Here is a 21646-nt window from a genome sequence, read left to right on the forward strand (position 1 = left end):
AACGGTAGCCAAGGCCTCGTTGCAGAAAAGCCTGGATGGCGGAAAGCTTGAACTGTCTGGTGTGCTTGCTCATGTGAAACGCCCCTGAGGTTGGATTTTTGTCCAACATCAGGGGCGCAGTTCAGGGGGACGCAATCTCTTGTGGGAGCGGCCTTGTGTCGCGATGGGCTGCACAGCAGCCCCCTCTGCAACATCCGGTAACGCCTATGTAGATGAGTCGGAAAATGGGATTCACTACCATTTGCGCCTCTCATACGATCCGAGGAGTGCTTTCCATGTTGCCACGCAAGCCCCTACTGGCCGCCCTGGCCCTGACCCTGTTCGGCGGCATCGCCCAGGCAGCGGACGAAGTGGTGGTGTACTCCTCGCGCATCGACGAGCTGATCAAGCCGGTGTTCGATGCCTATACCGCCAAGACCGGGGTCAAGATCAAGTTCATCACCGACAAGGAAGCCCCGCTGATGCAGCGCATCAAGGCCGAGGGCGACAACGGTGTGGCCGACCTGCTGCTGACCGTCGATGCCGGCAACCTGTGGCAGGCCGAGCAAATGGGCATCCTGCAGCCGATCAAGTCCGACATCATCGACCAGAACATCCCGCCGCAGTACCGTGCCTCGTCCCACGACTGGACCGGTCTGAGCCTGCGCGCCCGCACCATCATCTACTCCACCGAACGGGTCAAGCCGCAAGAGCTGAGCACCTACGAAGCCCTGGCCGACAAGCAGTGGGAAGGCCGCCTGTGCCTGCGCACGGCGAAGAAGGTGTACAACCAGTCGCTGACCGCCACCCTGATCGAGACCCACGGCGAGGCGAAGACCGAGCAGATCGTCAAAGGCTGGGTCAACAACCTGTCCACCGACGTATTCTCCGACGACAACGCGGTGATCCAGGCCATCGAAGCCGGCCAGTGCGACGTGGGCGTGGTCAACACTTACTACTACGGCCGCCTGCACAACCAGAACCCGAAACTGCCGGTGAAGATCTTCTGGCCCAACCAGGGTGACCGCGGCGTGCACGTGAACCTGTCGGGCATCGGCCTGACCAAGCATGCGCCACACCCGGAGGCGGCAAAAAAGCTGGTGGAGTGGATGACAGGCGAGGAAGCACAGAAGCTGTTCGCCGACATCAACCAGGAGTTCCCGGCCAACCCGAAGGTCAAGCCATCGGACGAAGTAGCGGCGTGGGGCAGCTTCAAGGCTGACAGCATTCCGGTGGAAATTGCCGGCAAGCGCCAGGCTGAAGCGATTCGCTTGATGGATCGGGCTGGCTGGAACTAAGCGCCAGGCTTTATCCTTCCGGGGCCTGCAAGGGCCCTTTCGCGGGTAAACCCGCTCCCACAGGACCGCACAACACTCAAAGGCAGTGCAGGTCCTGTGGGAGCGGGTTCACCCGCGAACGACCGCGCAGCGGTCGCCATCGCAATCGAGAATCAAGCCTTGCCCCACACCCCCCAACGCCGCTGGTACCTCCCGGTCACCTTGGTCGCCGCCCTGGTGCTCCTGCCCCTGAGCGTCCTGCTGCTGTCCTGGCAATCGATCGACCTGCAGATCTGGTCGCACCTGCTCGACACCCAGATGAGCCGCCTGCTGGGCAATACCCTGACCCTGGTAGCGGGCGTGGGCATTGGCGTCACCGTGCTGGGCGTCAGCCTGGCCTGGCTCACCAGCCTCTGCGAGTTCCCCGGCCGGCGCTGGCTGGACTGGGCGCTGATGCTGCCGTTCGCCATCCCAGCGTACGTGCTGGCGTTCGTCTTCGTCGGCCTGCTCGATTTTGCCGGCCCGGTACAAAGTGCCCTGCGCGAGGTGTTCGGGCCGATGCGCCTGCCGCGGGTGCGCTCCACCGGCGGGGTGATCGTCGTCCTGGTGCTGGTGTTCTACCCGTATGTCTACCTGCTGGCGCGCACCGCATTCCTGGCCCAGGGCAAGGGCCTGATGGAAGCGGCGCGGGTGCTGGGGCTGTCCCCGCTGCAAGCGTTCTGGCGCGTGGCCCTGCCCATGGCTCGGCCTGCGGTCGGTGCCGGTATTGCCCTGGCCCTGATGGAAACCCTGGCCGACTTCGGCGCGGTGGCGGTGTTCAACTTCGACACCTTCACCACGGCCATCTACAAGACCTGGTACGGCTTCTTCAGCCTGTCCAGCGCGGCCCAGCTGGCCAGCCTGTTGCTGCTGGCGGTGATGCTGGTGCTGTATGGCGAGCGCCGCGCCAGGGGGGCCAGCCGCAGCGGCAACGAGCGGCCGCGCGGGCAGGCGCTGTATCACCTGCGCGGGGTAAAGGCATTGCTGGCCAGTGGCTGGTGCCTGCTGGTGTTTGCCTGTGCCTTTGTCATCCCGTTGCTGCAACTGCTGGCGTGGTTCTGGCAGCGCGGCCGGCATGACCTGGACGAGCGCTATGTCGGCCTGGTGCTGCACACCCTGTACCTGGGCGGCATGGCGGCGCTGGTCACGGTGTGCGTGGCGTTGCTGCTGGCCTTTGCCCGGCGCCAGGCGCCGACGGGCGGGATCCGCGCCGGGGTCGGCCTGGCCAACCTGGGCTATGCCTTGCCCGGCTCGGTGCTGGCGGTGTCGATCATGCTGGCCTTCAGTTACCTCGACAATCATCTGGTCATCCCGCTGTCCAGCTGGCTGGGTGGTGCCGGCAAACCGCTGCTGCTGGGCAGCCTGGCCGCCTTGCTGCTGGCCTACCTGGTGCGTTTCATCGCAGTGGCCTACGGGCCGCTGGAGAGCAGCCTGGAGCGTATCCGCCCGTCATTGCCCGAGGCATCCCGTAGCCTGGGCGTCGGTGGTGCGGGATTGTTTTTCAAGGTGTATCTGCCGCTGCTGGTGCCTGGCGCCCTCAGCGCCGCCTTGCTGGTGTTCGTCGACGTGCTCAAGGAAATGCCGGCCACCTTGCTGATGCGCCCGTTCGGCTGGGACACCCTGGCGGTACGGGTATTCGAGATGACCAGCGAGGGTGAGTGGGCGCGTGCATCGCTGCCGGCCCTGACCCTGGTGCTGGTGGGCTTGCTGCCGGTCATCGGCCTGATCCGCCGTTCGGCACGTCGACCCGGTCACAGTCACTGAGGGTGCCAGCTGGCGCCCTTGCGGCTACAATGCGCGGCACTCGCGCGGCGGGTGTCTGCAACAAAAGCTGATAAGAAAAGCTGACGACCCAATGTCATCGACCGCCGCCGCTTCGCCACGCCCGGAAGGAGAAACCCATGGGACAGCGCACGCTTTTGTATGACCTGCACCTGGCGCTTGGCGCCAAAACGGTCGATTTCGGTGGCTGGGACATGCCCCTGCACTATGGCTCGCAGGTCGAGGAGCACCATCAGGTGCGCAGCGATTGTGGGGTGTTCGATGTTTCCCACATGACCGTGATCGATGTCGATGGCTGCGACGCCACTGTCTGGTTGCAGCGTCTGCTGGCCAACGACGTGGCCCGCCTCGACGACACCGGCAAGGCGCTGTACAGCCTGCTGTTGCAGGCACAGGGCAGGGTGATCGACGACCTGATCGTCTACCGCACGGAACTCGGCTACCGCCTGGTCACCAACGCTGCCACCCGGACCAAAGTACTCGACTGGCTGCAACTGCAGCGCGAGGGCTTTGCCGTGGACTTCCAGGTCCGCTCCGACCTGGCCATTCTTGCCATCCAGGGCCCGCATGCCCGCGAAAAGGTCGCGGCCCTGCTCAGCCCCGCGCGCGCGGCGCTGATCCGCGAACTGCGCCCGTTCGAAGGTGTTGCCGAAGGTGACTGGTTCATTGCCCGCACCGGCTATACCGGTGAAGATGGCCTGGAAATCATGCTCCCGGGCGAGCAGGCCGTGGCCTTCTTCAACGACCTGGTCGGCGCAGGCATCGCCCCCAGCGGCCTGGGCGCCCGCGACACCTTGCGCCTGGAAGCTGGCATGAACCTGTACGGCCAGGATATCGACGAAACTCACACCCCGCTCACCTCCAACCTGGGCTGGAGCATCGCCTGGGAGCCGGCCGAGCGTGACTTCATCGGTCGCGCCGGTCTGCTGGCGGAAATCGAACAGGGCGTGCAGGAAAAACTGGTCGGCCTGGTGCTGGAGGAGCGCGGCGTGCTGCGTGCCCATCAGGTGGTGCGTGTGGCCGGGATTGGCGAAGGAGAGATCACCAGTGGTAGTTTCTCGCCTACGCTGAGCAAGTCCATTGCCCTTGCCCGCGTGCCCATGGCCACCGGCGACCGGGCCGAGGTGGAAATCCGCGGCAAGTGGTACCCGGTGCGGGTGGTCAAACCGACCTTCGTGCGCCACGGCAAGATCCTGATCTGAACAATTTTTAACCGGCGGGCGTACCGCTGAGCCAATCGAGGAATTCAAGACATGAGCAATATCCCCGCCGACCTGCGTTTTGCCGAAAGCCACGAGTGGGCTCGCCTGGAAGCCGATGGCACCGTGACCGTGGGTATCAGCGACCACGCTCAGGAAGCCCTGGGTGACGTGGTGTTCGTCGAGCTGGCCGAAGTCGGCAAGGTGTTTGGCGCTGGCGATGCTGCCGGTGTGGTCGAGTCGGTCAAAGCCGCTTCGGACATCTATGCCCCGGTCGCCGGCGAAGTGATCGCGGTCAACGAAGAGCTGGCCGACAGCCCTGAACTGCTCAACGAAGAACCTTACGAGTCGTGGATCTTCAAGCTCAAGCCAAGCAACCCGGCCGAGCTGGACAAGCTGCTGGATGCTGCTGGCTACAAGGCTTTGATCGGCGAGTAAGACCGCGTCGCCTTCTTCGCGGCTAAAGCCGCTCCCACAGGTACTGCATAGCGTCTGATACCTGTGCGGTCCCTGTGGGAGCGGCTTTAGCCGCGAAGAGGCCGGGCCTGCAAGCAACTTTCCCCGCAAAATCGGCAATCCCTTCCTAGACTTGTAAGTCTCCATGAGAGCTGTTCCAGGAAGAGAGCGTCGTCATGTCCCAGTCGCCATCCCTGCATCAACTGCAAGAGCTCAACCCTTTCCTGCGTCGCCATCTGGGCCCCGATGCCGCGGAGCAGCAGGCCATGCTCAACGCGCTGGGTGTCGCCAGCCGCAGTGAGCTGATCGAGCAGACCGTACCGCCAGACATCCGCCTCAATCGCCCCCTCGACCTGCCGCCGGCGCTGGACGAACAGGCCGCCCTGGCCAAGCTCGCCGGCTACGCCGGGCAGAACCAGGTCTGGACCAGCCTGATCGGCATGGGCTACCACGGCACCATCACCCCCACGGTCATTCTGCGCAACGTGCTGGAAAACCCCGGCTGGTACACCGCCTATACCCCCTATCAGCCCGAAATTGCCCAAGGCCGGCTGGAGGCGCTGCTGAACTTCCAGCAGATGGTCATCGACCTCACCGGGCTGGCCCTGGCCAATGCCTCGCTACTCGACGAAGCCACCGCCGCCGCCGAGGCCATGGCCTTGGCCAAGCGAGTGGCGCGCAACAAGAGCAACGCTTTTTTCGCCGACGAACACTGTCACCCGCAGACCCTGTCAGTACTCAAGACCCGCGCCGAGGGCTTTGGCTTCGAGCTGATCGTCGACTCTGTGGATAACCTTGGCAAACACGCAGTTTTCGGTGCCTTGCTGCAGTACCCGGACACCCACGGCGAGGTACGCGACCTGCGCCCGCTGATCGACCATATGCACAGCCAGCATGCCCTGGCCTGCGTCGCCGCCGACCTGCTCAGCCTGGTGGTGCTGGCACCGCCCGGGGAGCTGGGCGCCGATGTGGTGCTGGGCTCGACCCAGCGCTTTGGCGTGCCGATGGGCTATGGCGGCCCCCACGCGGCCTATTTCGCCTGCCGCGATGACTACAAGCGGGCCATGCCGGGGCGCATCATCGGCGTGTCGCGCGATGCCCGTGGCAACACCGCGCTGCGCATGGCCCTGCAGACCCGCGAGCAGCATATCCGCCGCGAGAAGGCCAACTCCAACATCTGCACGGCTCAGGTGCTGCTGGCCAACATTGCCGGCTTCTACGCGGTGTACCACGGCCCGGAAGGCCTGCAGCGCATTGCCCAGCGTGTGCACCGGCTGACCTTCATCCTGGCCGCCGGCCTCGAAGCCAAGGGCATCAAGCGCCTCAACCAGCATTTCTTCGACACCCTCACCCTGGACGTCGGCGGCACCCAGGCGGCCATCATCGAAAGTGCCGAAGCCGCGCAGATCAACCTGCGCATCCTCGGCCGCGGGCACCTGGGCGTGAGCCTGGACGAGACCTGCTCGGAGCAGACGGTGCTGCGCCTGTTCGACATCTTCCTGGGGGTGGACCACGGCCTGGATATCGCTGCACTCGACCAGTTGGCCCTGCCCGAAGGCATCCCTGCCAGCCTGGTGCGGCGCACGCCGTTCCTGGCCCACCCGGTGTTCAACCTGCACCACAGCGAAACCGAGATGCTGCGCTACCTCAAGCAGCTGGAGAACAAGGACCTGGCGCTGAACCAGTCGATGATCCCGCTGGGCTCCTGCACCATGAAGCTCAACGCCACCAGCGAGATGATCCCTATCACCTGGCCTGGCTTTGCCCAGCTGCACCCGTTTGCTCCGGCGGCCCAGGCCACCGGCTACAAGGCGATGATCGACGAACTGGAAAGCTGGCTGTGCGCCATTACCGGCTTCGATGCCATCTGCATGCAGCCCAACTCTGGTGCCCAGGGTGAGTACGCCGGCCTGATGGCCATTACCCGCTACCACCGCAGCCGCCACCAGCCGCAACGTACCCTGTGCCTGATCCCGTCGTCGGCCCACGGCACCAACCCGGCGTCGGCGCAAATGGCCGGCATGGAGGTGGTGATTGTCGATTGCGACGATGATGGCAACGTTGACCTGGCAGACCTCAAGGCCAAGGCTCACGCGGCCGGGGACCGTTTGTCGTGCCTGATGATCACTTACCCGTCGACCCATGGCGTGTATGAAGAGGGTATTCGCGAAATCTGCGAAGTGGTCCACCAGCACGGTGGCCAGGTGTACATGGACGGCGCCAACCTCAATGCCCAGGTGGGGCTGGCACGGCCGGCGGATATCGGCGCCGACGTTTCGCACATGAACCTGCACAAGACCTTCTGCATCCCCCACGGCGGTGGTGGCCCGGGCATGGGCCCGATCGGTATCGGCGCGCACCTCAAGCCGTTCGTCGCCAGCCACCCGGTGGTGCCGGTGCCCGGCCTGGACCCGAACAACAGCGCGGTCAGCGCCGCGCCCTGGGGCAGTGCGAGCATCCTGCCGATCAGCTGGATGTACATTGCCATGATGGGCCCGCAGCTGGCCGATGCCAGCGAGGTGGCGATCCTCTCGGCCAACTACCTGGCCAGCCAGCTGGGGGGTGCCTTCCCGGTGCTGTACCGCGGGCGCAACCAGCGGGTGGCGCATGAGTGCATCCTCGACCTGCGGCCGCTGAAGGCGCTGACCGGCATCAGCGAAGAGGACGTGGCCAAGCGCCTGATGGACTATGGCTTCCACGCGCCGACCATGTCGTTCCCGGTACCGGGCACGCTGATGGTCGAGCCGACCGAGAGTGAATCGAAAGCCGAGCTGGACCGTTTCGTCGAGGCAATGCTGGCGATTCGGGCGGAAATTGGCGAAGTGCAGGAGGGCAACTGGCCGGCGGAGAACAATCCGCTCAAGCATGCGCCGCATACCCTGGCCGATGTGCTGGCGGTGTGGGACAGGCCCTACAGCCTGGAGCAGGCGGTGGCGCCCAGTGCTCACGTGCGCCAGCACAAGTACTGGCCAGCGGTGAACCGGGTCGACAACGTGTATGGGGACAGGAATCTCTTCTGTGCTTGTGTGCCGGTGGAGGCTTATCGCTAATTGTAATTTGCCTTTGCCGGCCTCTTCGCGGGTAAACCCGCTCCCACAAGGCTTGTACAAGTTTTGAGTACTGCGCAATACCTGTGGGAGCGGGTTCACCCGCGAAGCAGGCGACGCGGTTACTCGGCTACCGCATTCTTGGCCAGGATGGCATTGGCCAGTTCCATGTCGGAAGCCTGCATCCCCGGGTTCTCCGCGCGGGCCTGGCGAATCGCCGCTTCAAGGAACGGCCCGCGGATTGCGCCTTCGCTGGCCACGAAGCTGCCGGCGTCATCCTGCGCCGCCATCACCAGCTTGTGATCCCCGGAGGTCAGATAGCTCGATGCCGTGGTAGCACCGGTAGTCATCACGTTACGCCAGAAGGTATCGGCCATGGCCGAGCCGATAGGTAGCGAAAGCAAGGCAGCAGCAGCGATGGCGGTTTTGACACGCATGTTGAAACACCTCGAAGGGTGAGGGTTGAAGATGCGCGGTTTGATCCTGCTACAGGGCTGCAAGTTCCTTGAATACAAAGGATTTTTGCTCAGGAACAAGCCCGTAGCACTTCCTCTGCACAGGTCTGCCCGCTGGCCACTTTGGCCTCGCCGCAGCGGCGCAGATCAAGCAATCCATCAGCTACGGCCTGACGCCGCAAACTGGCCAGGTCGCTGCCCGGGCCTATCTGGGCGCGCAGGCTGTCGCTGGGCACCAGCAGCTCGAACAACCCTGTGCGGCCATGGAACCCGGTGCCGCGACAGGTGCGGCACGGCTGGCCACCGGGCACCGCTGCCTCCCCCTGGCAATCCGCGCACAGTGTGCGCACCAACCGCTGGGCCATGACCCCGACCAGCGTCGCCTTTATCAGGTAGTCGGCCACACCCAGTTCCTGAAGGCGGGTGATTGCACCGCAGGCGTCGTTGGTATGCAGGGTCGACAGCACCAGGTGCCCGGTCAGGGCCGCCTGCACCGCCACCAGGGCAGTTTCGCGGTCGCGGATTTCGCCAATCATGATGATGTCCGGGTCCTGGCGCAGCATGGCCCGCACCCCGTTGGCAAAACCCAGGTCGAGGGCGGGCTGCACCTGCAACTGGTTGAAGGCGGGTTCCAGGCGCTCGATCGGGTCTTCGATGGTGCACAGGTTGACTTGCGGCGTGGCCAGCAGCTTGAGGCTGGCGTACAGCGTGCTGGTCTTGCCGGAACCGGTGGGGCCGGTGACCAGGATGATGCCCTGGCGCTGGCGCAGCAGGCCTTGCCACTGGTCCAGTTGTGGCCCTTCCAGGCCGAGCCGTTCGAAGCCTTCCTGCAACTGATGAGGGTCGAACAGGCGCAGCACCAGTTTTTCGCCGTACGGGGTCGGCAGGGTCGACAGCCGTAGTTCTACCTCACCGCCGCCAGGCAGGCGGCTTTGCAGCCGGCCATCCTGCGGCCGGCGTTTTTCTGCGACATCCATGCGCCCCAGGTGTTTCAGGCGGCTGACCAGCGCCAGGGTTACCCCGACGGGAAAGGCATAGATGCTGTGCAGCAGGCCGTCGATGCGGTAGCGCAGCTGGCCTTGCTCGCGGCGTGGCTCCAGGTGGATATCACTGGCGCGCTGCTCGATGGCGTACTGCAGCAGCCAGTCGACGATATGCACGATGTGCGCGTCGTCCGCGCTGGCCTCGGCCTGGCGCTTGCCCAGCTCCAGCAGCTGTTGGAGTTCGCCCAGGCTGGCTGACTGCTGGGATTGCGCGCTCTTTACCGATTGGGCCAGGCGGTGGAACGACTGCCCTGCCTGGCGGATCTGCAGCGGGCTGGCCAGCACGCGATGGATCGGCCGGCCCAGGCTGCGGGAGAGATCGGCCTGCCAGTCATCCTGGTAGGGCTGGGCGCTGGCGACGGTGACGCTGGAGGTGTCGGCGGCGACGATGAGGATGCCATGGCGCTGGGCGAAGGCCGGGGCCATCAGGCCGGTGACCTGGGGCAGGTCCAGTTGCAGCGGGTCGATGCGCAGGTAGGGCTGGCCGACCTTGTTGGCCAGCCATTGGCAGAGGCGGTCCAGGTCCAGGGGCTGACCAGGTTGTCTGCGGTCTTCCAGGGCGCAGGCGGCGATCTGCTCCAGCGGGTGGGTGGTTGGGTGGGTGGCGGCGTGTTCGAGTACCTGCAGGGTGTCGTTGGCGTGCAGGTGCTCGTCCATGAGCAGGGCCTGGAGCACGCGTTTGAGGTCGAGTGCCGGGTTGTCGGGGGTGTGCATGGTTGGCGTCCGTGCCTGATAGGGGAGTGCTGATCAAGGGTAGCCGGGCGAGGGAGGGTTACCGAAGGTGAAAGGTTTCGGGATTTTGCTTTGCTTGTCCCGGCCATTTCGCAGGTAAACCCGCTCCCACAGGACCGCACAAACCTGAATGTTGTGCAGTACCTGTGGGAGCGGGTTTACCCGCGAAGAGGCCGGGAAAAGCACCGAGCATGGTTCAGACCACCGCCAGCTCCACCCGCTGCAGGTTGCTCAGGCTCACCTCGCCCACACACACCAGGTTCCGCAGTTTCTGCGCAATCACTTCGGCCCGGTGCCAGCTAAGGCCACCGATGCCAACTTCGATATCCAGCCAGTCATCCTGCTGGCTGACCTGCACGCTGTGTGGGGTCAGGAACTGCAGGGCAAACAGGTTGAGCACCCGGCACAGGCTGTCAGGCTCGGCCTCGGCCTGCAGGCGATAGTGCACGGTGCTGTGGGCGCTGCTGGCGGCCCAGGCGTCGGTACGAGGCTGTGCGTTCATGTCGGTCTCCGCAAGTGTGGGAGAAATTCTTGCACGTTGGTGGCGGTATTTTTTCGCTATGATTTGATCGTTTCGCTGTATTGGCGAATTGTTCTATTCGTGCGGTACTGCCAAGGAGAATTATCAATGCAAAGCGAGCTGGACGCCTACGACCGCCGTATCCTCGAACTGCTGCAGGAGGACGCTTCGCTGTCCAGCGCGCAGATCGCCGAACGCGTGGGGCTGTCGCAATCGCCGTGCTGGCGGCGTATCCAGCGGTTGAAGGAGGAGGGGGTGATTCGCGGGCAGGTGACCTTGCTGGATCGCAAGAAGGTCGGCCTGAACACGCAGATTTTCGCCGAGGTAAAACTGAACGCCCATGGGCGTTCCAACTTCACCGAGTTCACCGAGGCGATCCGCGGGTTTCCAGAGGTGCTGGAGTGCTATGTGCTGATGGGGTCGGTGGACTTTCTATTGCGCATCGTCACCCCGGATATCGAGGCTTATGAACGGTTCTTCTTCGAAAAACTGTCGAACGTGCCGGGGATTCAGGAGGTGAACTCGATCGTGGCGTTGTCGGAGATCAAGTCCACCACCAGCCTGCCACTGTCGCGTTGAGGCATTCGCGGGTAAACCCGCTCCCACAGGGTTATCAGTGAGCCAGAGAGCAGCGCGAGCCCTGTGGGAGCGGGTTTACCCGCGAAGAAAGCGACGCGGTATCAAGCCTTGAGCAGGTGCTTCCAGCCGCGGCTCTGATCCACCGCCCGGGCCTGTTCGATACGTGCTTCCAGCACTTCATCGCTGATTGGCTGCTCGGCCAGCTCATGCAGCTTCTTCAGGTCGCCATACAGGCGGTCCATCTGCGGCGCTTCCAGCACCTGACGGGCATGGTGCAGCCAGGCCAGCAGCTGTTCGATACGCGGCAGCTGCTCGGCCAGGTCTTCCGGACGCTGGGTGTACAGCGGCAGCTTCAATGCCCGGCCTTCCTCGCCCAGCAGGTGCGCCAGCCAGCTGGCCAGTTGCGCCTTGCCCTGACGCTCGCCACGGCCTTTGCGTTCCACGGTCCAGGCACGGGCCAGCAGCCAGCGCGAGGTTTCCAGCGAGAACTGACCCCAGCGTACGTCTTCCAGCTCTTCGGCGAACTGCTCTGGGGCGGCGCGGCGGATGTCTTCGTCTTCGTTGCCGGCCTGCACCAGCGGGCGCCAGTCTTCGAGCAGGGCGTCGAGGCTGTTGCGCAGGTCTCGGGTGGTGGCGCGCGGCGCGGCCTGGCCCAGGCTGGCGGTAATCGCACGCAGTTCGCTCAGGCACTCGACCCAGTCCTGCAGCAGGCGCCAGTGGCCGTTGTGGCGGTATTGCTCGGCCAGGCGCTGGCTGCTGCCCAGCAGTTGCCAGGCCAGTGCGGCGTAGGCGTCATCCACGGCCATTTCGGCTTCCAGCTCGGTGTGCGGCAGGCCCAGCTCGTAGCTGTCCGGCTCCAGCAGGCGGTAGCCACGCTCGGCCTTGCTGATGTCGCATGGCATCAGCGGCAGGCTGGCGGCCAGCTCGGCGGCCAGTTCCAGCAGGGCCTGCGGTTCACCTTCGCGCAGTTCCAGTTCCAGCTCGCAGATTTCTTCCTTGCGTTTGCCGGCGATCACGAAGCCCTGGTCCAGTGCAGCCTCGATCACCACCTTGCTCTTGCCACGGCCCCAGGCGATTTCGGCGTATTCACGGCTGAAGTCGGTGGTGAACAGCGGCTTGATGGTCTTTTTGTCCAGGTTGGCCAGTTGCGCGGGCCAGCAGCTGTCGTCGAGCTTCTTCAGGTCGAGCTTGACCTTGTCCAGCTGCCATTCGTGCTCGTTGCGCTCGGACAGGCCGGCCACGCTGGTGCCGCGGCATTTGAGGGTCTGGATGATGGCCTCGCCATCGCGGCGCAGGCGCAGGGCGACACGGGCAGCGGAGAGCTCGCGCTCCGGGGTGTCGAAGTACTGGTTGAGCAGTTCGCGGGTCTGCCAGCCGGACTTGTTGCGCTTTTTCAGCAGAGGGTGCTCGCGCAGGGCGGCAAGGGTCTCGCGGCTGGCGCGGAGCTTGAGTTCGGTTTCTTTGTGCATCACAGGCTCGAAGAAGGGGGCGTGGTTGCCCAGCAGTCTACAGGAGTCGGCTCTCGTCTGTTGGATCGTGGTGGCTTCTTCGCGGGTAAACCCGCTCCTACAGGTACTGTGCTGCCCCCAGGTGCGGCGCTTTCCCTGTGGGAGCGGGTTTACCCGCGAAGAAGCCCACACGGTTGGACGGCATTGCTATGATGGGCAACGCTTCCGAGGAGTACGCGCATGCCGTTGCCGACGCTGAAAGACCAGTTCGCCGCCCTGATCGCCGCGCCCTCGGTCAGTTGCACCCAGCCTGCGCTGGACCAGTCAAACCGTCTGGTCATCGACCTGCTGGCCGGCTGGCTGGGTGACCTTGGCTTCAACTGCGACATTCGCCAGGTCAGCCCCGGCAAGTTCAACCTGCTGGCCAGCCGTGGCACTGGCCCGGGTGGCCTGGTGCTGGCGGGGCACAGCGACACCGTGCCTTATGACGAACAGCTGTGGGCCAGCGACCCGCTGAAACTGACCGAAACCGACGGCCGCTGGGTCGGCCTGGGCAGTTGCGACATGAAGGGCTTCTTCGCCCTGGTCATCGAGGCGGTCATCCCACTGCTGGAGCACGATTTCAAGCAGCCGCTGCTGATCCTTGCCACCTGTGACGAAGAAAGCTCCATGTCCGGCGCCCGTGCCCTGGCCGAGGCCGGTCAGCCGCTCGGCCGTGCGGCGGTGATCGGCGAGCCCACCGGGCTGCGGCCGATCCGCATGCACAAGGGCATCCTCATGGACCGCATCGACATCCTCGGGCGCAGCGGCCACTCCTCGGACCCAAGCCTGGGCCGCAGCGCCATGGAGGCCATGCACGCAGTGATGGGCGAGCTGATGGGTTTGCGCCAGCAATGGCAGCAGACCTACCGCAACCCGCAATTCACCGTGCCGACCCCGACCATGAACTTCGGCTGCATCCATGGCGGCGACAACCCCAACCGTATCTGCGGCCAGTGCGCCCTGGAATTCGACCTGCGCCCGCTGCCAGGCATGGACGTGGAGCAACTGCGCGCGGCCATCCGCGCCAAGCTGGTGCCCGTGGCAGAGCGCTTTGAGGTGCGCATCGACTATGCACCGTTGTTCCCGGAGGTGCCGCCATTCGAGCAGGCTGCCGACGCCGAGCTGGTGCAAGTGGCGGAGCGCCTTACCGGCCACCGCGCCGAAGCGGTGGCGTTCGGCACCGAAGCGCCTTATCTTCAGCAACTGGGCTGCCAGACCATCGTGCTGGGCCCCGGCGACATCGCCTGTGCCCACCAGCCCGGCGAATACCTTGAAATGTCACGAATCGAGCCTACCGTGCGTCTATTGCGTGACCTGATCCGGCACTATTGCCTGAACTAAACGTCAACCGGACTGATTCGTTCCTGCCTAGAGGAGACCGCGCGTGACCGCAAGCCTGTTCCGACGATGATCCTGAACGCCCCCTGTATCGCCGTTCTCCGTCCACTTATCCACAGGCCCTGTCATGCCCGACTACGTCAACTGGCTGCGTCATGCCTCCCCGTACATCAATGCCCATCGCGACTGCACCTTCGTGGTCATGCTCCCTGGCGATGGGGTGGAACACCCTAATTTCGGCAACATCGTCCACGACCTGGTGCTGCTGCACAGCCTGGGCGTGCGTCTGGTGCTGGTGCATGGCTCGCGTCCGCAGATCGAAAGCCGCCTGGCTGATCGCGGCCTGACCCCGCACTACCACCGTGGCATGCGCATCACTGATGCCGCCACCCTGGACTGCGTGATCGATGCCGTCGGCGCCTTGCGCCTGGCCATCGAGGCACGCCTGTCGATGGACATCGCCGCTTCGCCGATGCAGGGCTCGCGCCTGCGCGTGGCGTCCGGCAACCTGGTAACGGCGCGGCCGATCGGCGTGCTCGAAGGCGTGGACTACCACCACACCGGCGAAGTGCGCCGGGTCGACCGCAAGGGCATCAGCCGCCTGCTTGACGAGCGCTCCATCGTGCTGTTGTCGCCGCTGGGCTACTCGCCCACGGGGGAAATCTTCAACCTGGCCTGCGAAGACGTGGCCACCCGCGCCGCCATCGAACTGGGGGCCGACAAGCTGCTGCTGTTCGGCGCCGAGCCGGGCCTCCTGGACGAGGACGGCAAGCTGGTGCGCGAACTGCGCCCACAGCAGGTTGCCCCGCATTTGCAGCGCCTGGGCAGCGATTACCAGGGCGAGCTGCTGGACGCCGCGGCCGAGGCTTGCAAAGGCGGCGTGGCGCGCAGCCATATCGTCAGCTATGCCGAGGACGGCGCCTTGCTGACCGAACTGTTCACCCGTGGTGGTGGCGGCACGCTGGTGTCGCAGGAGCAGTTCGAAGTGGTGCGCGAGGCGACCATCGAGGACGTGGGCGGTTTGCTGGAGCTGATCAGCCCGCTGGAAGAGCAGGGCATCCTCGTGCGCCGTTCGCGTGAGGTGCTGGAGCGGGAGATCGAGCAGTTCAGCGTGGTCGAGCGCGAGGGCATGATCATCGCCTGTGCGGCGTTGTACCCGATTGCCGATTCCGACGCCGGCGAGCTGGCGTGCCTGGCGGTGAACCCGGAGTACCGTCATGGCGGGCGTGGCGACGAGCTGCTGGAGCGCATCGAAAGCCGGGCGCGGCAGTTGGGCTTGAACACCCTGTTCGTGCTGACGACGCGTACCGCGCACTGGTTCCGCGAACGCGGGTTTGCGCCGAGCGGGGTCGAGCGGCTGCCGGCGGCGCGGGCTTCGCTGTACAACTACCAGCGCAATTCGAAGATTTTCGAGAAGCCCTTGTAAGCCTGTACCGGCCTCTTCGCGGGTGAACCCGCTCCCACAGGATCTTCACCGGACCTGAGGCCGGCGCGGTCCCTGTGGGAGCGGGTTTACCCGCGAAGCAGGCGACACCGATCTCGAAACAAAAACGCCGCCCTTGTGGGCGGCGTTTTCGTTTACACGGTGTGCAGGTACCAGTTGTACTCGAGGTCGGAGATCGAATGCTCGAACTCCTCCAGCTCGCTCTCCTTGCACGCGACGAAGATGTCGATGTACTTCGGATCGATGTACTTGTTCAGGATCTCGCTGTCGTCCAGCTCGCGCAGGGCATCGCGCAGGTTGTTCGGCAGGCTCTGCTCCAGCTGCTCGTACGAGTTGCCTTCGATCGGCTCACCCGGCTCGACCTTGTTGGTCAGGCCATGGTGCACGCCGGCCAGTACGGCAGCCATCATCAGGTACGGGTTGGCGTCGGCACCGGCCACGCGGTGCTCGATGCGCACGGCGTCCGGCGAACCGGTCGGCACGCGCAGGGCCACGGTGCGGTTGTCCAGGCCCCAGCTTGGCGCGTTCGGTACATAGAACTGCGCACCGAAGCGGCGGTACGAGTTGACGTTCGGGCAAAGGAACGCCATGGACGCGGGCAGGGTCTCGAGCACACCGCCGACAGCGTGACGTAGCGCGGCGTTCTGCTCGGGATCCTCGCTGGTGAAGATGTTGTTGCCATCTTTGTCCAGCACGGAAATGTGTACATGCAGGCCGTTGCCTGCCTGGCCCGGGTAGGGCTTGGCCATGAAGGTGGTGTCCATTTCATGGTCGTAGGCGATGTTCTTGATCAACCGCTTGAGCAGTACCGCGTAGTCGCAGGCCTTGAGCGGGTCGGCCACGTGGTGCAGGTTGACTTCGAACTGCGCCGGGGCGCTTTCCTTGACGATGGCGTCGGCCGGGATGCCTTGCTCCTTCGCGCCTTCCAGGATGTCCTGCAGGCAGTCGGCATATTCGTCGAGGTCGTCGATCAGGTACACCTGGGTCGACTGCGGGCGCTTGCCCGAAATTGGCGAGCGCGGCGGCTGCGGACGGCCGTTCACGTTCTCCTGGTCGATCAGGTAGAACTCCAGCTCGAACGCGGCGCAGATGGTCAGGCCCATCTCGGTGAACTTGCTCACCACCTGACGCAGCACTTCACGCGGGTCGGCGAAGAACGGCTCGCCTTCGAGTTCGTGCATGGTCATCAGCAACTGGGCGGTAGGGCGCTTTTGCCACGGCTCGTTACAGAGTGTGTCAGGGATTGGATAGCAGATGCGGTCAGCATCGCCGATGTCCAGGCCCAGCCCGGTGCTTTCGACGGTGGAACCGTTGATATCCAGGGCGAAGAGGGAGGCAGGCAGGTTGATGCCTTTCTCGTAAACCTTGTGGAGGCTGGTGCGCTCTATGCGCTTGCCACGCACCACACCATTCATATCTGCAATCAGAAGGTCAACGTAGAGAACCTCAGGATGTTCCTTAAGGAACGCGTTCGCTTCGTTAAGCTGAACGGCACGCGGGGGTACCGACATGATGCAACACCTTTGTTGTCAAAAATATCAATCAAGGGGGGCTTGCAAGACCAGTCAATCGAAAAGACAAACTGATGTCAAGCCAACCCCATGATGCCCTGAAATGGCACATCGACGGCAGATTTGCTGCATATCGGGGCAAGCCATTATCCGCTATTTCCCGCGGAAAGGGCTATCTCCGACAAGCCGTGTTTTATTTTTTACGGAGGTGTTGTGTAAAAAAATGAACAAGGCTAAGCTCGGTCTCAACCCAGAACACAATAATACGAGGGTCACATGGTCCGCTTGCCGCGACCTGAAAGCACTGCCTGCGCGGTGCCATCAGGTACATCCGTCATTTTTGCAAGCTTCGTCAATGGCGTGGCCGCCCTGGCCGCAATAATTGACGTTTGGCGCTCCCGGACCTGCCCTCGTAGCGGCTTGCCGCCCTTCGTTTCGTCTTTCTGCCTTTCGAACTCATTACGGACGCACCTGTTTTCAGTGTATCCACTGTGGCTCTGCGCGGGGGTTTTTGCTTTAGCAATGTACTCCATCCAGAATCAGTGCGCGGACCACCTTACCTCCTGAGGTATTTATGAGTAACAACCTCGACCAGCTCACCGATTGGTTGAAAGAGCACAAGATCACCGAAGTCGAATGCATGATCAGTGACCTGACCGGCATCACGCGCGGCAAGATTTCGCCTACCAACAAATTCATCGCCGAAAAAGGCATGCGCCTGCCCGAGAGCGTGCTGCTGCAGACCGTGACCGGCGACTACGTCGACGACGACATCTATTACGAACTGCTCGACCCGGCGGACATCGACATGATCTGCCGCCCCGACGAGAACGCCGTGTTCCTGGTGCCATGGGCCATCGAGCCGACCGCCCAGGTGATCCACGACACCTACGACAAGAAGGGCAACCCGGTAGAGCTGTCGCCGCGCAACGTGCTGAAGAAAGTCCTCAAGCTCTACGCTGACAAGGGCTGGCAGCCGATCGTCGCGCCGGAGATGGAGTTCTACCTGACCAAGCGCAGCGAAGACCCGGACTTCCCGCTGCAACCCCCGGTAGGCCGTTCGGGCCGCCCGGAAACCGGCCGCCAGTCGTTCTCGATCGAAGCCGCCAACGAATTCGATCCACTGTTCGAAGACGTCTACGACTGGTGCGAACTGCAGCAGCTGGACCTCGACACGCTGATCCATGAAGACGGCACGGCGCAGATGGAGATCAACTTCCGGCATGGCAACGCCCTGCACCTGGCCGACCAGATCCTGGTGTTCAAGCGCACCATGCGCGAGGCTGCGCTCAAGCACAACGTGGCCGCCACCTTCATGGCCAAGCCCATGACCGGCGAGCCAGGCAGTGCCATGCACCTGCACCAGAGCGTGGTCGACGTGGCCACCGGCAAGAATATCTTCAGCAACGACGATGGCAGCATGAGCGAACTGTTCCTGCACCACATCGGTGGCCTGCAGAAGTTCATCCCCGAGGCGCTGCCGCTGTTCGCGCCCAACGTCAACTCGTTCCGCCGCTTCCTGCCCGACACCTCGGCGCCGGTGAACGTGGAGTGGGGCGAAGAAAACCGTACTGTCGGCTTGCGCGTGCCAGACGCCGGCCCGCAAAGCCGCCGGGTCGAGAACCGCCTGCCGGGCGCCGACGCCAACCCTTACCTGGCCATTGCCGCCAGCCTGCTGTGCGGCTACATCGGCATGGTCGAAGGCATCGACGCCAGCGCGCCGGTGCAGGGCCGTGGCTACGAACGCCGCAACCTGCGCCTGCCACTGACCATCGAAGATGCCCTGGAACGCATGGAAAACAGCCGTGCGCTGGTGCAGTACCTGGGCAAGAAGTTCATTACCGGCTACGTCGCCACCAAGCGCGCCGAACACGAGAACTTCAAGCGAGTCATCAGCTCCTGGGAGCGTGAGTTCCTGCTGTTTGCTGTCTGATCAACCTTGGTGCCGCAGGACGCGGCTGTCGAACAACGGAGAAGCACATGAGCGTCAACAACCCGCAAACCCGTGAATGGCAAACCCTGAGCGGGGAGCATCACCTCGCGCCCTTCAGCGACTACAAGCAGCTGAAGGAGAAGGGGCCGCGCATCATCACCAAGGCCCAGGGTGTGCATTTGTGGGATAGCGAGGGGCACAAGATCCTCGACGGCATGGCTGGCCTGTGGTGCGTGGCGGTGGGTTATGGCCGTGAAGAACTGGTGCAGGCGGCAGAAAAGCAGATGCGCGAACTGCCGTACTACAACCTGTTCTTCCAGACTGCCCACCCGCCTGCGCTGGAGCTGGCCAAGGCGATCTCCGACGTGGCGCCGCAAGGCATGACCCATGTGTTCTTCACCGGCTCCGGCTCCGAAGGCAACGACACCGTGCTGCGCATGGTCCGCCATTACTGGGCGCTGAAAGGCAAGCCACAGAAGCAGACCATCATCGGCCGCATCAACGGTTATCACGGCTCCACCGTGGCCGGTGCCAGCCTGGGCGGCATGAGCGGCATGCACGAGCAGGGCGGCCTGCCGATTCCGGGCATCGTGCATATCCCGCAGCCGTACTGGTTCGGTGAAGGCGGCGACATGACCCCGGATGAATTCGGGGTGTGGGCGGCCGAGCAATTGGAGAAGAAAATCCTCGAAGTCGGCGAAGACAATGTCGCTGCCTTCATCGCCGAGCCAATCCAGGGTGCCGGTGGCGTGATCATCCCGCCGGAAACCTACTGGCCGAAGGTCAAGGAGATCCTCGCCAAGTACGAGATCCTGTTCGTCGCCGACGAAGTGATCTGCGGTTTCGGCCGCACCGGCGAGTGGTTCGGCTCCGACTACTACGACCTCAAGCCCGACCTGATGACCATCGCCAAGGGCCTGACTTCCGGTTACATCCCCATGGGCGGTGTGATCGTGCGTGACACCGTGGCCCAGGTACTCAGCGAAGGCGGCGACTTCAACCACGGCTTCACCTACTCCGGCCACCCGGTAGCGGCGGCGGTGGGCCTGGAAAACCTGCGCATCCTGCGCGACGAGAAAATCGTCGAGAAGGCGCGCACCGAAGCGGCACCGTATTTGCAAAAGCGTTTGCGTGAACTGCAGGACCACCCGCTGGTGGGCGAGGTACGCGGCCTGGGCCTGCTCGGCGCGATCGAGCTGGTCAAGGACAAGGCCACCCGCAGCCGTTACGAAGGCAAGGGCGTGGGCATGATCTGCCGTACCTTCTGCTTCGACAACGGCCTGATCATGCGCGCGGTGGGGGACACCATGATCATCGCGCCACCGCTGGTGATCAGCCACGCGGAGATCGACGAACTGGTGGAAAAGGCACGTAAATGCCTTGATCTGACGCTCGAAGCGATCCGCTGACAGTTTGCTAGGCTAGCGATGTGACATTAAGTCGTTACAAGGCCCTGCTTTCCTTGAAACAGAGCCTTGTAACTTGCCAGACTAGCGACTGTTTCAGTCGCCGCGCGCTCTGCACCGTAGGTCCTGGCTGCTGAACAGATGGCTAAATAAAAAATTCTGGAGCAATACGCATGAATAAAATGGGCAAGACGTTGCTGGCCGCCGCCCTGATGGGTGCCATGGCTACCGCTGTTCAGGCTGAAGACAAGGTGTTGAACGTCTACAACTGGTCGGACTACATCGCTCCGGACACCATCGCCAAGTTCGAGAAGCAGTCGGGCATCAAGGTCAAGTACGACGTCTTCGACAGCAACGAAACCCTCGAAGCCAAGCTGCTGGCCGGCAAGTCGGGCTACGACATCGTGGTGCCGTCCAACAACTTCCTGGCCAAGCAGATCAAGGCTGGCGTGTACGAGGAACTGGACCGTTCCAAGCTGCCGAACTGGAAGAACCTCGACACCGACCTGCTCAAGGCCGTTGGCGATGCCAGCGACAAGGACAACAAGCACGCCTTCCCGTACATGTGGGGCTCGATCGGCATCGGCTACAACCCGGAGAAGGTCAAGGCCGCGCTGGGCGTGGACAAGATCGACTCGTGGGACGTGGTGTTCAAGCCTGAGAACATCGCCAAGCTCAAGAGCTGCGGCGTGAGCTTCCTGGATGCCCCGACCGAAATGCTGCCGGCTGCGCTGCACTACCTGGGCCTGCCGAGCAACAGCACCAAGAAGGAAGACCTGAAGGCCGCCGAGGACCTGTTCCTCAAGATTCGTCCTTCGATCACCTACTTCCACTCGTCCAAGTACATCGGCGACATGGCCAACGGCAACATCTGCGTAGCCGTCGGTTACTCGGGTGACCTGGAGCAGTCCAAGGCCCGTGCCCACGAAGCCGGCGACAAGGTCAAAGTGGACTACGTCATTCCGAAGGAAGGTGCTGGTACCTTCTACGACATGGTCGCTATCCCTAAAGATGCCGAGCATAAAGACGCTGCCTACCAGTTCATGAACTTCCTGATGCAACCGGAAATCATGGCTGAAATCACCAACGCCGTGCGTTTCCCGAACGGCAACGCTGCCGCCACCCAGTTCGTGGACAAAGAGATTACCAGCGACCCGAGCATCTACCCGCCTGCTGAAGTGAAGAAGCAGCTGTACGCGATCGCTGCGCCTGAGGCGTCTGCCCAGCGTGTGATCACCCGTAGCTGGACCAAGATCAAGTCGGGCAAATAAGCCCGATGCGGCACCTCTGGGCCGGGGTTCCCGGCCCAGAGCCAGTGAAAGGCAATTGATGATTGCGGCATCGAAGCTGCGAAGGTAAGTTGCGCGCCGGTTTTGCGTGTGCGGCAGCATTGTCGCTACCCAGGCACTGATTGTG

The 21646-nt window shown here is 63.5% G+C and carries 17 protein-coding genes; 11 read left to right on the plus strand and 6 right to left on the minus strand.

The features are described 5' to 3' along the window. Window positions 1-275 precede the first annotated feature (275 nt). The 5 genes from J5M71_RS23010 (at window position 276) to gcvP (ending at window position 7782) form a co-directional block, all read left to right on the plus strand. Window positions 276-1277 carry an extracellular solute-binding protein gene (locus J5M71_RS23010; protein ID WP_207837445.1) on the plus strand — a complete coding sequence of 334 codons (1002 nt, stop codon included), beginning with the start codon at window positions 276-278 and terminating at the stop codon, window positions 1275-1277. A gap of 159 nt (window positions 1278-1436) precedes the next feature. After that, window positions 1437-3059 carry an iron ABC transporter permease gene (locus J5M71_RS23015; RefSeq protein WP_207837449.1) on the plus strand — a complete coding sequence of 541 codons (1623 nt, stop codon included), beginning with the start codon at window positions 1437-1439 and terminating at the stop codon, window positions 3057-3059. A gap of 137 nt (window positions 3060-3196) precedes the next feature. Then, on the plus strand, window positions 3197-4279 hold the full coding sequence (gcvT, locus tag J5M71_RS23020) for a glycine cleavage system aminomethyltransferase GcvT (RefSeq protein ID WP_207837452.1): 1083 nt from the start codon (window positions 3197-3199) through the stop codon (window positions 4277-4279). Between the two features lie 51 nt (window positions 4280-4330). Continuing rightward, window positions 4331-4714 (plus strand): glycine cleavage system protein GcvH, encoded by a 384-nt coding sequence (gene gcvH / locus J5M71_RS23025; RefSeq protein ID WP_207837456.1) that lies wholly within the window; start codon window positions 4331-4333, stop codon window positions 4712-4714. Window positions 4715-4908: 194 nt separating this feature from the next. Beyond that, complete coding sequence (gcvP, locus tag J5M71_RS23030) at window positions 4909-7782, plus strand: aminomethyl-transferring glycine dehydrogenase (RefSeq protein ID WP_207837459.1); 2874 nt, start codon at window positions 4909-4911, stop codon at window positions 7780-7782. 119 nt (window positions 7783-7901) lie between these two features. Here the strand turns inward: gcvP and J5M71_RS23035 are convergent, their stop codons facing one another. The 3 genes from J5M71_RS23035 to J5M71_RS23045 form a co-directional block, all read right to left on the minus strand. After that, complete coding sequence (locus J5M71_RS23035) at window positions 7902-8216, minus strand: DUF2388 domain-containing protein (protein ID WP_063912157.1); 315 nt, start codon at window positions 8214-8216, stop codon at window positions 7902-7904. 89 nt (window positions 8217-8305) lie between these two features. Then, entirely contained in the window at window positions 8306-9991 is a 1686-nt protein-coding gene (locus J5M71_RS23040) for a GspE/PulE family protein (protein ID WP_207837462.1), read from the minus strand. 214 nt (window positions 9992-10205) lie between these two features. Continuing rightward, a complete protein-coding gene (locus J5M71_RS23045; protein ID WP_003259353.1) occupies window positions 10206-10511 on the minus strand; it encodes a hypothetical protein in 306 nt (101 codons plus the stop codon). 126 nt (window positions 10512-10637) lie between these two features. Between J5M71_RS23045 and J5M71_RS23050 the strand changes: the two genes are divergently transcribed. Beyond that, window positions 10638-11108, plus strand: coding sequence for an Lrp/AsnC family transcriptional regulator (locus tag J5M71_RS23050; protein ID WP_063912155.1), 471 nt, complete (start codon window positions 10638-10640; stop codon window positions 11106-11108). Window positions 11109-11209: 101 nt separating this feature from the next. On the opposite strand, the gene J5M71_RS23055 is transcribed toward J5M71_RS23050, so the two are convergent. Further along, on the minus strand, window positions 11210-12577 hold the full coding sequence (locus tag J5M71_RS23055) for a CYTH domain-containing protein (RefSeq protein ID WP_207837464.1): 1368 nt from the start codon (window positions 12575-12577) through the stop codon (window positions 11210-11212). A gap of 219 nt (window positions 12578-12796) precedes the next feature. Between J5M71_RS23055 and argE the strand changes: the two genes are divergently transcribed. Together argE and argA are read left to right on the plus strand one after the other, a co-directional pair. Then, window positions 12797-13939 carry an acetylornithine deacetylase gene (gene argE / locus J5M71_RS23060; RefSeq protein ID WP_207837467.1) on the plus strand — a complete coding sequence of 381 codons (1143 nt, stop codon included), beginning with the start codon at window positions 12797-12799 and terminating at the stop codon, window positions 13937-13939. 124 nt (window positions 13940-14063) lie between these two features. Next, window positions 14064-15362, plus strand: coding sequence for an amino-acid N-acetyltransferase (gene argA / locus J5M71_RS23065; protein ID WP_063912152.1), 1299 nt, complete (start codon window positions 14064-14066; stop codon window positions 15360-15362). 152 nt (window positions 15363-15514) lie between these two features. Here the strand turns inward: argA and J5M71_RS23070 are convergent, their stop codons facing one another. Together J5M71_RS23070 and J5M71_RS23075 are read right to left on the minus strand one after the other, a co-directional pair. Further along, on the minus strand, window positions 15515-16891 hold the full coding sequence (locus J5M71_RS23070) for a glutamine synthetase family protein (RefSeq protein ID WP_063912151.1): 1377 nt from the start codon (window positions 16889-16891) through the stop codon (window positions 15515-15517). 272 nt (window positions 16892-17163) lie between these two features. Next, a complete protein-coding gene (locus J5M71_RS23075) occupies window positions 17164-17424 on the minus strand; it encodes a hypothetical protein (protein ID WP_207837469.1) in 261 nt (86 codons plus the stop codon). 41 nt (window positions 17425-17465) lie between these two features. Here J5M71_RS23075 and J5M71_RS23080 point away from each other — a divergent pair, with 41 nt between their 5' ends. The 3 genes from J5M71_RS23080 (at window position 17466) to J5M71_RS23090 (ending at window position 21501) form a co-directional block, all read left to right on the plus strand. After that, a complete protein-coding gene (locus J5M71_RS23080; protein WP_013974708.1) occupies window positions 17466-18824 on the plus strand; it encodes a glutamine synthetase family protein in 1359 nt (452 codons plus the stop codon). Window positions 18825-18871: 47 nt separating this feature from the next. Beyond that, window positions 18872-20233 carry an aspartate aminotransferase family protein gene (locus tag J5M71_RS23085; protein WP_063912149.1) on the plus strand — a complete coding sequence of 454 codons (1362 nt, stop codon included), beginning with the start codon at window positions 18872-18874 and terminating at the stop codon, window positions 20231-20233. 170 nt (window positions 20234-20403) lie between these two features. Next, a complete protein-coding gene (locus J5M71_RS23090) occupies window positions 20404-21501 on the plus strand; it encodes a polyamine ABC transporter substrate-binding protein (RefSeq protein WP_063912148.1) in 1098 nt (365 codons plus the stop codon). Window positions 21502-21646 lie beyond the last annotated feature (145 nt).

The organism is Pseudomonas sp. 43(2021), from assembly GCF_017490805.1.
Lineage (GTDB): Bacteria > Pseudomonadota > Gammaproteobacteria > Pseudomonadales > Pseudomonadaceae > Aquipseudomonas.